This window comes from uncultured Microbulbifer sp. (assembly GCF_947498635.1).
Lineage (GTDB): Bacteria > Pseudomonadota > Gammaproteobacteria > Pseudomonadales > Cellvibrionaceae > Microbulbifer > Microbulbifer echini.
In genome coordinates this window covers 91,430-105,419 of sequence record NZ_CANMKV010000009.1, presented here as the reverse complement: position 1 = coordinate 105,419, position 13,990 = coordinate 91,430, and the positions used below count along the sequence as shown (strand labels likewise).

Sequence of the window (13,990 nt, the reverse complement as noted above, 5' to 3'; positions counted from 1 at the left end):
TCTCCCCGGTAGCCACAAAGCGACAAACCCGGGAGAAACCTTTAGGCAAATTTTGGGCGCTCTATGATTCCCGGCGCCACTTGGTACCCTCGCGGCTGTCCTCGAGAACCACACCCTTGGATTTTAACTCCTCACGAATTCCATCGGCGCGGGCAAAGTCACGATTTTTCTTGCTCTGCACTCGCTCTTCGATCAGGGCTTCGATTTCTTCCGCGGAAATCAATTCCTCGCCTCCGCGGGCCTGCTTAAACCAGGCTTCCGGGTCCTGTTGAAGGATGCCCAGCATATCGCCGGCAGCCAGTAGCAAACCTTTCAGACGCGGCTTATCGGCATCTTCTGCCTTATTCAGGTCGCGGGCAATCTGGTGCAGCTCACTGATGGCGATAGGCGTATTCAGGTCATCTTCCAGCGCCTTGATAAAAGCACTGCCGCTCAAGTCCGCGGTTTCGGCCTCAACCGCTTCGGTTTCACGCAGGGCGCCGTAGAGGGTATCCAGGGTGCGCCAAGCCTGATCCAGCAGGTCCGCACTAAAATTCAGCTCGGAGCGGTAGTGGGCCGACAGCAGTGCGAAACGCAATACCTCACCGGGGAATTGGCCCAGCAGATCTTTGACCATGCGGAAGTTGCCCAGGGACTTGGACATCTTTTCGCCATCAATATTCACGTAGCCGTTATGCATCCAGTAGCGCACAAAATCCACACCATTGGCGCAGCAACTCTGAGCGCGCTCGTTTTCGTGGTGTGGGAAGGTCAGATCGCGACCACCGCCGTGAATGTCGATGGTGTCGCCCAGGTGCTTCTTGATCATCGCCGAGCACTCCAGGTGCCAACCCGGACGACCGCGGCCCCAGGGGCTGTCCCAGCCCGGCTCCGCCTCTGAGGAGGGCTTCCACAGTACGAAATCACCGGCGTATTTCTTGTAAGGTGCCACTTCGACCCGCGCACCGGCGAGCATATCGTCAAGGGAGCGCCTGGACAGCTGGCCATATTCTTCCATGGATTCCACCGCGAACAGCACATGGCCCTCAGCGGCGTAGGCATGGCCCTTTTCCAGCAGGCTTTCGATCATGGCGATCATTTCCGGCAAGTGCTGGGTGGCGTAGGGGACAATATCTGGCTCCAGGTTGTTGAGCGCGGCCATATCCTCATAGTAAGCCTGCGCATAACGCGCCGATAGTACGCCGATTTCCTCACCGTTATCCCGTGCGGTCTTCATGATCTTGTCGTCAATATCGGTAATATTGCGCGCGTAAATCACATCGCTGAAATTTCGCTTCAGCATCCGGTAAAGGGTATCGAACACCACTACAGGGCGGGCATTGCCGATATGCACGCGGTTGTACACGGTGGGACCACACACATACATGCGCACCTGATCTTCCACCAGTGGTACAAAGGGTTCTTTCTTCCCGGTAAACGTGTTGTAGACCTGTAGAGGCATTTCTTCTCTCGAATTCTTTTACTGTCTGGGACGGGCCAATCATTGGCCCGCCCGCCAAAACTGCCACTCGGGCAATGAAGTGTTTGGTTACTTATTTTGTTCTTTGGCCCAGCTGTCGCGCAGACCAATGGTGCGGTTAAACACCGGCACCTCTGCACTGCCATATTTGCTGTCGCGACAGAAGTAACCATTGCGCTCAAACTGGTAACCCTGCTCCGGCGCGGCCTTGGCCAGACCGATTTCCGCCTTACAACCTTTGAGGATCTGCAGGTTGTCCGGGTTAACACAATCGAGGAAATTTTTACCGCCGGCATCTGGAGCGGAATCATTGAACAGGCGATCGTAAAGGCGCACTTCACACTCCACGTTGTTCACCGCAGATACCCAGTGGATCACGCCTTTCGGTTTGACGCCGTCGGCCGGGTCTTTACCCAGACTGTCGAGATCTACCGAGCAGATCACCTCGACAATCTCACCGGCATCATTTTTGACCACTTCTTCGGCAAAAATCACATAGGCGTTGCGCAGTCGAACTTTCTTGCCCAGCACCAGGCGCTTGTACTTCTTGTTGGCCTCTTCGCGGAAATCCTCTTTCTCAATATAGAGAGTGCGGCCAAAGGGAAGTTCACGGGCCGGCAGATCGTCGCGTACCGGGTGGCCCGGTGCGGACAGCATTTCTTCCCGACCTTCCGGGTAATTCTTCAGGGTGACCTTCAAAGGCTCCATCACACACATAGCGCGCGGTGCATTCTTGTCCAGGTCATCGCGAATGCTGTATTCCAGCATACCGACGTCCACTACGGAGTCGGATCGTGTTACACCGATCATCTCGCAGAAGTTGCGAATAGAAGTCGGCGTAAAGCCGCGGCGGCGCATACCCGACAACGTCGGCATACGGGGATCGTCCCAACCATCCACATGCCCCTCATCCACCAGCTGCTTCAGCTTGCGCTTGGACACCACGGTGTAGTTGAGGTGCAGGCGGGCAAATTCGTACTGGCGTGGACGCGAAGGCACCGGCAGGTTCTCGATCAACCAGTCGTACAGCGGCTTGTGATCCTCGAACTCCAGGGTACAAATGGAGTGGCTGATACCTTCAATCGCATCGCACTGGCCGTGGGCGAAATCGTAGCTGGGGTAGATACACCACTTGTCACCAGTCTGGTGGTGCGCCATTTTCTTAATGCGGTAAATAATCGGGTCGCGCAGGTTGATATTGGGCGCGGCCATATCGATCTTGGCGCGCAAGCTGCACTGACCCTCTTCCATCTCGCCATTGCGCATTTTCTCAAACAGCGCCAGGTTCTCTTCTACGGAGCGATCGCGGTACGGGCTGTTTTTGCCCGGTTCTTTCAACGTGCCGCGATAGTGGCGAGCCTCTTCGGCGGATAGATCGCAGACGTAGGCCTTGCCGGCTTTAATCAGGTGCAGGGCCCACTGGTACAATTGGTCAAAGTTATCCGAGGAGTATTTGGCTTCGCCATTCCACTCAAAACCCAGCCAGGAGACGTCGCGCTTAATCGCATCGACAAACTCTTCTTCTTCCTTGGCCGGGTTGGTGTCATCAAAGCGTAAATTACAGGTGCCGCCAAATTCCTGTGCCAGACCAAAATTGAGGCAGATGGATTTGGCGTGGCCAATATGCAGATATCCATTCGGCTCCGGTGGAAAACGCGTTGCCACCTGGGATACCCGGCCCTCTGCCAGGTCTTCGCGAATAAGGTTCTGTAAAAAGTGAGCGGGCTTGCTCTCGGATGTCATAGGATTCTCTTATTTACAGCTGTGCGAACTTAAACGGCGAATTATACCCTAGTTGAGCCACAGAATATCCTCTTTAACAAAGCGCCAAACCGGGAAATTCGCCGATGGCGCACACTTTTTAGACAATCCATTATGATATCGCGACTCGGCGTTTTACACCTCCTGACGAAAAGGTATCATGCCGGCCAAAATCAACCCCCATAGGACATTTTATGATCACCTTGCACACTACCCACGGAGATATCACTATCGAACTGGATTTCGACAAGGCCCCCAAGACTGCAGCCAATTTCCTGCAGTACTGTCGTGATGATTTTTACACTGGGACCATTTTCCACCGGGTGATCGATAACTTTATGGTTCAGGGCGGCGGCATGACCCCCGACATGGAACAAAAAGCCTCCCGCGATTCCATTGAAAACGAAGCCGACAACGGTCTGAAGAATGACACCGGTACCCTGGCTATGGCGCGCACCATGGATCCGCACTCTGCCAGCTCTCAGTTTTTCATCAATGTGAAGGACAACGACTTCCTGAACTTCCGCAGCAAAGACACCCAGGGCTGGGGCTACTGTGTATTCGGCAAAGTGGCCGAGGGCATGGACGTGGTCAACAAGATCAAAAGCGTAAAAACTGGCAGCAAGGGTTTTCATCAGGACGTCCCACTGGAAAGCATCGAAATCACCAGCATCAGCATCTCTGACGATTACGCAGACAAGTAATTTTACGAGTCCACACAGACTCTAAGGCGGGAACATTGTCTATTTATTTTATTTCCGATCTGCACCTCGACGAGAGCCGTCCGGAGATCACTCGGGCCCTGTTTGATTTTCTGCGCGGCCCGGCCGCCGGCGCCGAAGCACTATATATACTCGGTGATTTCTTCGAGGCCTGGATCGGCGATGACGACGATACCCCCTTGATCGATGAGGTTGTGCGGGAGCTGGACCGTTACAGTGGCACCGGGACAAAACTGTACCTGATGCACGGCAATCGAGACTTCCTGCTCGGTAACGACTTCGCCCAGCGCGCGGGGGCGGAGTTATTGCAAGATCCAACCCGCCTCACGCTTGCGGGCCACCGGGTATTGCTGATGCACGGCGATAGCCTGTGCACCCGCGACGAGGAATACATGACTTTCCGGCGCCAGGCACGAGACCCCGCCTGGCAGCAGGGATTATTAGTCAAACCGCTACAGGAACGCCGCGCTATCGCCGCACAAATCCGCGCCGCCTCAAAGGCCATGAACAGCCGCAAGGCAGAAGACATCATGGATGTCACCCCTGAGGAAGTGGAGCGAGTGATGGCTGAACAGGACGTGGACATAATAATCCATGGCCACACCCACAGGCCCGGTCGCCACCCATTCACCCTCAACGGCTCTCCGGCGGAGCGCATCGTACTGGGGGATTGGGAGAGTAATGCCTGGTGCCTGAAGGCGAGTGAAAATTCACTGGAATTAATGCACTGGCCGATCGGCTGATCCCCGCAGTGCCAACCCCTGCACTATTGGTAGAGCCGCCGCTCCAGCTGCACGGCTTCTGCCAGTAGACGCAGGCTATGGTGCAGGCGCTCCGTTCCACCAAAGTGAAACCCCTTGCCCTGTAAATAGGCGCAGTCCATTGCCGCTGGTGGCTCTCCCTCGGCTTCAGGCGGGAGGGGACTGCGTTTCCCCATCATAGACTGAAGAATCTCCGCCACCTCACGATACGTCACCAGGCGATCGCTACAATTTACCGCCTGCCCCTTGGCATCCTCCTCAGAAAGCACCAGCTCCACTGCCCTGGCAACATCCTCACCGTGCACTTCAGTCGCTGCCCTGGCCTTCGTATAGGGTTTGCCGCTGACAACCGCACGGGCAATGTCATACCACTTGCTGCGCTCCAGGGGATTCACCACGCCGTACACGCCGGTGAGGCGCAGAGATACCGCATGCCATTGGCGCTGCTGAGCCCAGGCGGACACCATCGCCTCCACCGCAGACTTATAGGCCCCATAAAAAGTCTCCGGGCGCGCCGCCTGATGCTCGTAGAGGCTGCCGCGCAAATGCCCGGTGGCATACACCGCCCTGCTGGAAATAAAAACAAACTTATCCACGGCCGCTGAATGCGCTTCCTGCATCAGTCCCAATGTGCTGTTCAGGTTGGACTCGAGATATCTTGAGAGATCTTTCCCCTCTCCACCGCGATAGCGGCCCGGTATGTGATCATAGGCGCAGTGCACCACGGCATTCAGCCCACGCACAAACTTCGATGAAACATGGCGATCGGCCATATCCCCCGCAACCCACTCAAAGCCACTACTCGTTGCGCAGGGAAATAAACCGGACTTGCGCCCCGTGCGCGAAAGCGCCCGCACTCGGTAACCGTGATCGAGAAAATAACGGACAATGAATTGCCCCACATAGCCACTGGCGCCGGTGATACCAATCATCACAAAACACCACCCGCTGACTGGCGCTGCTCACGGGCGAGCTGATCGATTCTTGCGCTGATATCACGGCCCTGATTCACCGCCCACCACAACTCGACCAGCGGCTTAAGCCGCTGGGTTTTGGCATGCGGTGCTTGCCAGGGTTTTTCATACTGGTAGTGGATGACATGAATACTGCTCCACAACCACAATTGCGGCAGATTCAGATAGAGATACTGCAAAGCGTTGTAGATATATGGCAGGCCGTGCCAACGGGGGAAGAATACCTGTAGAAACGTCTGATCCGTACGCCGCCAGAAAACGCCTGGCCTGTCCAACAATGCGAGCATTTTACGGTAAGTCGTCTCACTGGGCACGGCGGTAAACAGACCGGAATTCATGCGCGCGAACCCATCCAAACCCTCATACACGTTGGGCGCCGCACAAAATTGCGGATACTCCATCAGATGGTCAATATTGCGCAGTACTAAAATATCCGCATCCAGAAACACAACTTTGTCATATTCCGCCAGGCGCCAAAGCGCTAACTTACAAAAATTATTGAGCGGAATATGGAATTGGGGTTTAGTTCCACAATCGAATGGAGCCCGCTGATGGAGCCCTTCGCGCCCGTGACGCTGGATAAAGCCCGCAGAAAAATTCGGAGCTTGGACTTCCCGCACCAGACACCCGGACTGCTCAAGTGGCGCCGTGTCGACACTGCCCGCAACCACCATGGAAACCAAAGGGAAAATACTTGCCACCCGCTCCAGGGAACGCTTCAAGGCAACAGCACCGATCACATAGTCCTGACTATTAACGAGGGTAACAAAAGCACATCGAGGCATGGACACTACTACAAATTTATAGGATTTTAGTGGCTGAGACCTGGCGAGGCCCACAAGAGTGCCTCTTACAAGGAGGGCATTTTCTCCCCCGAGCCGTTGATCAAACGCATGCGCCAACGATTCACTATGCTCTCCACCAGTTCGCCGCTGAAGCAGTTCACATTATAGATAAAGCTCGCGCGCAGCTGACCGCCAAACACCGCCAATGAGAGGTAAATACCGTAAGGGGTCAGGCGAGTAGGCAAAGGCGTCGTGCGTATTTTTAACTGATCATTTACCGTCACCCAATCCGATATTTCACCCGTATACACTGCAGTGAACCCTTCCTGATGCTCTTCTGCCTGAAGAAAAGTAATCAGGAAGCAATTGGAAGCATTTAGTCCGTGTCCAATGCTGCCGTGGGGGCCAATGGAGTCGGCAGCGTAAGCACTGCGAATTGCCCGCCTAATCTCTACTGAAAGGCGATTCAGTTTTTCCTCCCAGGTTTCATTCCGGCAAACCGCTAAATTGGCGTAGCGGAACATGGGACCCAAAATAAACCGGTGTTCGCGCTTCAACCGCAGCGACAGATTGGTATTCATCCAAAAGTCGTGATGTAAAAATTCGCACAAGGTGAGCTGGTAGGCGGCGCATAAGTAGGCAAAAAGGCTCACCTGAGCGGCGCTAGCATTGGCCTGTATTTGTGCAAACTCCCCCCCCTCAATTTTGTGATTCACCTCAGCGCAAATGATCGAGGCTATTTCTTCGTCGGAGGCCTTCTCCACCGCCTCCCGTTGCAACTCCAACTTATTTCGCCAGTAATAATATGCCTTTTGCCCGCGTGTTGACTCCAGGTACATCTCCTCAAAATTGACATAGTCGGAAAAATCCGTGATTTGCACTTGGGATTCATAAACCTTGCCCGCCGACATACTCAGATAGGCCGTCAGGCATTCAGCCCAAAGCAATGACAGACTAATACCATCAGTAATAATGTGATGGCACTTGGTGAGGAAAATATATTCATCTTCACCGGTACGAAAAAGGCTTAGCCCAATTAATTGGTCCGAGCCCAAATCCATGGGGGAACTACTGAACTGTCGTAGAAAGCTGGTAATGTGGGCCACACTCATGTGGCGAATATCCATATAGTCCAGCTCTACATCGCCAAGACTGCGAACAACCGGTTCACCTTTGTAACGACAGCGAAAAATAGGATACGTATTTACAATCCCTGGCACGGCTTTTTCAAACAGTTCGACATCCAGGTCGCCTTTAATCTGCATGGCGCGTGCAATCAAATCCGCCAAGGACTTGCGGTGATTCAAGTTATAGATACCCTGCTCAGTTATCGACAGGGGTACCTTCGAAGAATCCTCCCAGCCCGCCATGTCTTTCTCCAGTTAGCCGCGAAGTTCTAGCCATCCGCAGGCCGAATTAAACCTGGGGGCCCCGCTAATACCCGACATAGATGAGGGGTCCGCGCTGTGCCAGCACCTTCCTGGGGGGCATTACCGGTACGCCAATAGGAGCGGCAGGGTATCAACTCTGGATTGCAGCGATAGGCATACTTTTCCGCAACTTCGGAGATTTCCTCCATCAACCCCTGAGCGAGATAGGTCGGCTTCAATCCCAGTTTGCACAGGCGGGCATTCTCCACAAACAATTCATTTTCCGCAGCCTCATTGCGAGGATTATCGACAAACGCCACCGGGGCTCCACTGGCATCCGCAATCATTCTGGCGAGATCGCGCACCCGATAAGTTTCGGTCATTTGATTCATGATACGCACCCGCTCACCGGGATCGGGCGGGGAGCTTATCGCCAGGTGGATACAACGCACGGTATCGGAAATATGAATAAAAGCACGGGTTTGCCCACCAGTGCCATGTACCGTTAATTCATGCCCGGTAGCCGCTTGCATCAGGAAGCGGTTTAACACCGTGCCGTAATCGCCATCGTAGTCAAAGCGGTTGATCAAACGTTCATCCAGGGAGGTTTCCACCGTTTGGGTACCCCACACGATGCCCTGGTGTAAGTCTGTAATTCGCATACCATCGTTCTTGTTGTAGTAGGCAAAGAGCAGCTGATCCTGGGATTTGGTCAGGTGGTAAATACTGCCCGGATTACTCGGGTAAAGAATCTGCTGGGAAATCCGCTGGCCATTATCCAGTGGAATTTCTACATCCAGGTAACCCTCGGGGATTTTCATACCCGCAGAGCCATACCCATAGACCCCCATAGTGCCGAGATGAACAATATGACTATCGACGCCAGCATCCACCACGGCAGCGAGTATATTATTGGTGGCATTGATATTGTTGGAAACGGTATAGCGCTTGTGGCGCGAGGATTTCATTGAGTATGGAGCGGCGCGCTGCTCAGCGAAATGGACAATAGCGGCGGGCCTGGTCTCAGCAATCAATTCAACCAAAGGCTCAAAGTCACAGGCTAAATCCAGCTTGAGGAGATCAATCGTTAATCCGGTCATCTCCCACCAGCACTGCAAACGCTGCCCCATACTCTCGATCGGTGTCAGCGACTCCACCCCCAACTCTTCATCGATACGGCGCCGGGAAAAGTTATCCACGATAGTGACGGCATAACCCTTGCGCGATAAATACAAAGCTGTAGGCCAGCCGCAGAAGCCATCACCACCCAACACTAAAATGCGGGAGTTACCATTTTGCCGCATATTTGCCTCCCCTGAGAAAAGTCTGCGCCAAACACTGAAAGACATGTATAAATAATATACACCCCCCCCCAGCTTAGCCGCTGACAGTGCCACTTATTAGAGGCAGCCATCCATTCCGTGGCGCGGCCAATGGCGGCGAAAGAAGAAAAAATAGCCTTTTTCACAACCTTTTGATGAATAAGTGCTGCTCACAAATTCTCAAAAAAAGCGTGATCGCCCCGCGCTTATGCATCACACATCAAGGAATATGCTCTTTTAGGCTGGGCGTCTTGACTGTACCCAATGAATCACAGCGACGACCTGATCGGCTGACCGCTGAAATCAAGATTCGCTTGATTTACGCCATCCCCTCATTGCATGATCCCCTCTGACCTCAGGGGAGAGGAGAGCGACCCAGGTGATTAACAACCTGAACAAACGCGTATTGATACTTGGCGGCTACGGAAACTTTGGGGCATGCATCGCGCATATGTTGCGTTCCGAACCCAATATCCAGCTGATTATTGCCGGCCGTAATAAGACCTTGGCGGACCAATGTGCCGAACACCTTGGTGAGCCCGCCGAGGGATTGCGCCTGGAGCGTGATGCCATCAACCTCTCTGCGCAACTCAAAGCGCTGCATCTGGATCTTTTAATCCACTGCGCCGGGCCTTTTCAAAGCGAAAGTGATTATCGGGTTGCCAAAGCCTGTATTGAATCCCGCACTCCCTATATTGACATCTCCGATGGACGCCGTTTTGTCTGCGATTTCCACCGCCTGTCTCCGGCCGCAGAGGCAGCGGGAATCGCCATGGTCTCCGGTGCCAGCAGCCTGCCCGGCCTGAGCTCCGCCGCACTCGCTGAAATCCAGCGGGAGTTGCCCGTGATCCATTCGGTGGACATTGCTATAGCGCCAGCACACCGCATCGACCGTGGCCTGGCTACCGTGCGCGCAGGTTTTGAATCCCTCGGTCACGGTTTCCCCCAGTTGCAACGCGGCTACTGGCGGGAATCTCACGCGGGAAATAATCTCCGTCCCATCACCCTGGCTCACCCGGTGGGCAAACGCTGGCTATGCGACTTTGACGTGCCCGACCTTGAACTCTGCCCAAAGCACTTTCCGGAATTACACAGCGCCCGCTTTGCCACAGGTCTGGAGCCACTCCCCCTGCAAGTCGGCCTGTCTGCCTGCGCCAAACTGGCGCGTCTTCACTTACCAGCAACCAGTGCGCGTCTCGCCCAACTGGGCCACAAGATCACTGACCGCTGGCCTAGGGGCACCCCCCATGGCGGTATGATCGTCCGTGCCGAGGGCGAAAACGATCATGGGGAAACCGCTACACGCTGCTGGCAAGTGCTCGGGTTGAATGGTGATGGCCCCTGGATTGCGGCGGCGCCTACTGCCGCCCTCGCAAGAAAGTTTCTCCACGACAAAGCCATTAAGGCCGGAGCAAGAGCCTGCTGGCAACTTCTCAGTCTGGATGAAATCCTCCTTGAACTGAATGACTATGCCGTTGTCACCGCAATAGAGACCCACTCGCGCGAACGTATGCCGGCCATCGCCAGCTAGGTGAGAGACGATGAACGTTCAGCCCTACCCAGGCAAACTGTTCGGCCAATTACGGGCGCACAGTAAGTCATTCAGCCCAACGGCTTGAAACGCGCCCTAATACCCCCCTCACTAAAATACAGCGCCAGCGGTCACTACGTTTTTGCGTGGTACCTCAGCTAAAGCCGAGAGCGTTGTAGAGAAAATTGCGGTGAAGCATTCCACCATAAGCCGCCATGGACAAATAAAGGCCATAAGGGGTAATTCCGGTGGGCAGATTGATCGAGCGTATTTGGGTGATTGACTGTTTTTGGGTAAATCAACCGCGACTCTATGCCTAAGGCGTTTTCCCACGCGCAGGCAGCCACATCAACAGTGTGAGACCCGCCACTGCGGAAAAAACGGATGCGAGGACGATTCCCAACTTAGCGCTGTCAATTAGACTCTTACCGAAAGCCATATTCGCTATGAAGAGCGCCATGGTGAAGCCGATTCCGGCGAGCAAGCTGCCGCCTATTAGCAACCGCCAGCTGAGTTCTGGTGGACGAATCGCAATGTGCGAGCGTATAGCCAGCCAACTAAACAACAGAATACCAACAGGCTTACCAAGTACGAAACCTAAGAAAATGGCCACTGTGACCGAATTACCAAGGCCGTTAAAAGTCAGCGGCAACCCGGCGTTGGCAAATGCGAAGAGCGGCATGATGGCAAAACCCACCCATGGATGTAGCCATATCTCCAGGCGCTCTAGTGGAGACAGCGTTTCACGTACGGCAACCTCGGCTATCTGCAATGTCTCTCGATCTTTAGTGTCTGCACTGCTTTCGTGAACGCCTGGATGCGCAATCACCTGATCCAGTATCTCGTACAATCGATTGTCGCTGACCCATCGGCGCGCAGGAGTCATCAACCCAAGTATCACGCCAGTGATGGTGGCGTGGATGCCGGACGCATCCACGGCAAGCCAGATGAGCCCGCCCACCAGGAAATAGAGCGGAAAACCGCGAAATCCGAGTATTGCCAAGGCACGTAAAACTACTAAGCCAAGTGCAGCCAGCGCCAAAGCACCCCAGACAATGTTGCCGCTGTAACCGATGGCTACGACAAGAATGGCACCGATATCGTCAACGATCGCTAAAGACAGCATAAAGACGCGTAAGCTTTGCGGTATGCGCGAGCCAAGCAGAGCTAGGCAACCGATAACAAACGCCGTGTCAGTTGCCATGACAGTGCCCCACCCATTTTGGCCGGGTTGACCTGATTGCAGCGCAAGATATATCAAAGCGGGGGCGATCATACCGCCCAAGGCGGCTGATATTGATAGAGCAGCCATACGAGGGTTGTTTAACTCTCCGAGAACCAGCTCGCGCTTGAGTTCCAATGCGACAAGAAAGAAAAACAGCGTCATCAGGCCATCATTAATCCACTCTCGCAGTGAGCGTGCAAACTCTAACGAGCTAACCCGGAAACCTATGGGTGTCTCCCAGACATGTTCGAACGAGTCGGCCCAAGGTGAGTTGGACAAAACGAGAGCGGCAACAGTGAACAATAGGAGAACAGCCCCTCCGGCTGACGCAATGTGCAAGAATCGTACAAAGGGTCTCTTCAGCCGATCAACCAGCTCCTTTGGCAATCGAGTGGTTTCTGGATTTTCTTTTTGATCTTTAATCATTAAAAGCTAATGAACTCCACTCAACGTCAATTGCTAAAGGATTAAAATTTGGAGTTTTAACTTGGAGTGAGCGACAGCCGTTAGAATTAGGTTGGCCATAACGCAGCCCATCGAATACCCAACCACCCAGTTGAGCGCTTAAAGCTTATTGTCCGTCCGCCCCATCAGGCAAACGTACCGGTACTGGCTCGGGTTGATTTCTTTGCCGTTTTACGTCATCCGACTCGAACGCTAGCTGCGCTGCGCCTAAATGAACTCGATCCTAATGTCGAAGTGGGCGTCCGTACCCATGGTGAAGGTCACCCTCTGCGATGCTTTAATCATAGACGGCGAGTATTCGATCGCCACCATCGTGCCCGGTGCCATAGGTGATATCGTGACCACGCAACTATCGATTGGTGTCATGGAAACCGCGCGAGAAGCGGTCTCAAATGCCAATTGTTCTGCGGCAGTTACGACAGCGAAAATCATTCAGTACAACGGTTTCAGACATTACAGCTTGGGCCCTTAACTCACTTGGTTATCCCAATAAACCTCATTCAACACGCTTAACATCTGCGTGACCACCCCAGCCAGATCACTGCTTGTGTCGCCAGTAATCTGCGGCAGTGCCGCCGGACGGTTGGCCACCTGCCAGCCGCTACTACCGTTGATATACAGCAGGCCGTCCGCTTTAATCAGGGCCACTTTTGCCGGGAAAAATTGCCAGTAGCCGGGGTCTGCCACATAGCGGGCCAGCTGGCCGTCTTTGCCAGCCCAGGTGCCGGTGCCTGTAGCAACCAGGCAGCGGTCACCGTCGTTGGCGGAGGCTGGAGGATCGTTCTGTATGGCTTGCACTTCCAGCTGTAGCAGCGCGTCTACTGTATCCAGGGCCTGGTTGAGGCTGGCGGCGGGGTCTAGGGTGCCCTCTTGTGCGTAGGGAATGCCGTTGTTCGGTGTGTTGCTCATGGTGTTTGTTTCCTGCTTATACGCTGATCTGTGCGGCCGGGCCTGGGCCGGTGATGCTGTTTAGCTGACTGACGGTGATCGTCGCGGTGCCTGGATCTGCGAGGTTGAGTGTGGTTGCGGTGGTGTCCGTGCTTTGGCTGTTGACCGTTACCCGGTAGCCGCTAAAAAACTGGCTTTGATCGTAGGCGGCGCGGCCGCCGAGGCGCCCTACTCCGAGCCATTGAATTACCAGCTGGCCATTTGTACGGTGCGCGCTGAGATTGGCCGGTGCGGATTCGGTATGGCTGGCGCCTGTAAAAGAGCAGCTGGTGAGGGTCTCTTTATCGCTGCCAATACTGGTGGCGCGGAAGGTGAGCGACTGGCCGAGGTTGTAGCGCTCGGTGGGAATGTAATTGAGCGTGTTGCGTTCCAGCAATACAAAGCGCGTGCCGGCTGGGTGGTTGGCTGACGTAGTGCCGAGGCGCCCACGTAGGAAATAACCCAATTCCCACACGCTGGGGCTGACTTCTTCGGCCTCGCCAAAACTGACAATTTCATTGCCAATCAGCGCCCTATTCTGGCGGTTGAGCAGATCCGCGAGGGTGCGGTTATCCAGTGCGTCGCCGCTATCGTAGAGGCGCAGTTGCACGCGGTAGGGACAAAACCACAATAAAAACAACATGTTAGTTAATATCTTCCGATTAATTGCCCCCCAAACAGTCAAGCA

13 protein-coding genes are annotated in these 13,990 nt (G+C 54.3%); 4 read left to right on the top strand and 9 right to left on the bottom strand.

Annotated features, from left to right (window positions below; translation table 11 throughout):
- Positions 1-61: 61 nt before the first annotated feature.
- The gene (gene cysS / locus Q1A69_RS06710; RefSeq protein WP_299582990.1) at positions 62-1,441 is read right to left on the bottom strand and encodes a cysteine--tRNA ligase; all 1,380 of its coding nucleotides are present in this window, start codon (positions 1,439-1,441) and stop codon (positions 62-64) included.
- A gap of 87 nt (positions 1,442-1,528) precedes the next feature.
- Positions 1,529-3,202 (bottom strand): glutamine--tRNA ligase/YqeY domain fusion protein, encoded by a 1,674-nt coding sequence (locus Q1A69_RS06705; protein WP_299582987.1) that lies wholly within the window; start codon positions 3,200-3,202, stop codon positions 1,529-1,531.
- A gap of 212 nt (positions 3,203-3,414) precedes the next feature.
- On the opposite strand from Q1A69_RS06705, the gene Q1A69_RS06700 reads away from it, so the two are divergent.
- Both Q1A69_RS06700 and Q1A69_RS06695 read left to right on the top strand, forming a co-directional pair.
- Positions 3,415-3,924: a peptidylprolyl isomerase gene (locus Q1A69_RS06700; protein ID WP_299582984.1), complete on the top strand. Its 510-nt coding sequence runs from the start codon at positions 3,415-3,417 to the stop codon at positions 3,922-3,924.
- 35 nt (positions 3,925-3,959) lie between these two features.
- Positions 3,960-4,685 carry a UDP-2,3-diacylglucosamine diphosphatase gene (locus tag Q1A69_RS06695; RefSeq protein WP_299582981.1) on the top strand — a complete coding sequence of 242 codons (726 nt, stop codon included), beginning with the start codon at positions 3,960-3,962 and terminating at the stop codon, positions 4,683-4,685.
- Between the two features lie 23 nt (positions 4,686-4,708).
- Here the strand turns inward: Q1A69_RS06695 and Q1A69_RS06690 are convergent, their stop codons facing one another.
- The 4 genes from Q1A69_RS06690 to Q1A69_RS06675 form a co-directional block, all read right to left on the bottom strand.
- The gene (locus Q1A69_RS06690; RefSeq protein WP_299583099.1) at positions 4,709-5,635 is read right to left on the bottom strand and encodes an NAD(P)-dependent oxidoreductase; all 927 of its coding nucleotides are present in this window, start codon (positions 5,633-5,635) and stop codon (positions 4,709-4,711) included.
- Entirely contained in the window at positions 5,635-6,462 is an 828-nt protein-coding gene (locus Q1A69_RS06685) for a glycosyltransferase (protein WP_299582978.1), read from the bottom strand. The genes Q1A69_RS06690 and Q1A69_RS06685 overlap by 1 nt, the downstream gene beginning before the upstream one ends.
- A 65-nt stretch (positions 6,463-6,527) precedes the next feature.
- Complete coding sequence (locus Q1A69_RS06680) at positions 6,528-7,832, bottom strand: condensation domain-containing protein (RefSeq protein WP_299582975.1); 1,305 nt, start codon at positions 7,830-7,832, stop codon at positions 6,528-6,530.
- Positions 7,833-7,858: 26 nt separating this feature from the next.
- Complete coding sequence (locus Q1A69_RS06675; protein ID WP_299582972.1) at positions 7,859-9,136, bottom strand: NAD-dependent epimerase/dehydratase family protein; 1,278 nt, start codon at positions 9,134-9,136, stop codon at positions 7,859-7,861.
- 397 nt (positions 9,137-9,533) lie between these two features.
- Between Q1A69_RS06675 and Q1A69_RS06670 the strand changes: the two genes are divergently transcribed.
- Positions 9,534-10,685 (top strand): saccharopine dehydrogenase NADP-binding domain-containing protein, encoded by a 1,152-nt coding sequence (locus Q1A69_RS06670; protein WP_299582969.1) that lies wholly within the window; start codon positions 9,534-9,536, stop codon positions 10,683-10,685.
- A 316-nt stretch (positions 10,686-11,001) separates the two neighbouring features.
- Here the strand turns inward: Q1A69_RS06670 and nhaA are convergent, their stop codons facing one another.
- Positions 11,002-12,336 carry a Na+/H+ antiporter NhaA gene (gene nhaA / locus Q1A69_RS06665; RefSeq protein WP_299582966.1) on the bottom strand — a complete coding sequence of 445 codons (1,335 nt, stop codon included), beginning with the start codon at positions 12,334-12,336 and terminating at the stop codon, positions 11,002-11,004.
- Positions 12,337-12,625: 289 nt separating this feature from the next.
- Between nhaA and Q1A69_RS06660 the strand changes: the two genes are divergently transcribed.
- A complete protein-coding gene (locus tag Q1A69_RS06660; protein WP_299582963.1) occupies positions 12,626-12,847 on the top strand; it encodes a hypothetical protein in 222 nt (73 codons plus the stop codon).
- Here Q1A69_RS06660 and Q1A69_RS06655 read toward each other — a convergent pair.
- Together Q1A69_RS06655 and Q1A69_RS06650 are read right to left on the bottom strand one after the other, a co-directional pair.
- Positions 12,844-13,284: a DUF2793 domain-containing protein gene (locus Q1A69_RS06655; protein WP_299582960.1), complete on the bottom strand. Its 441-nt coding sequence runs from the start codon at positions 13,282-13,284 to the stop codon at positions 12,844-12,846. The genes Q1A69_RS06660 and Q1A69_RS06655 overlap by 4 nt on opposite strands.
- A gap of 16 nt (positions 13,285-13,300) precedes the next feature.
- Complete coding sequence (locus tag Q1A69_RS06650; protein ID WP_299582957.1) at positions 13,301-13,945, bottom strand: hypothetical protein; 645 nt, start codon at positions 13,943-13,945, stop codon at positions 13,301-13,303.
- Between the last annotated feature and the right edge of the window lie 45 nt (positions 13,946-13,990).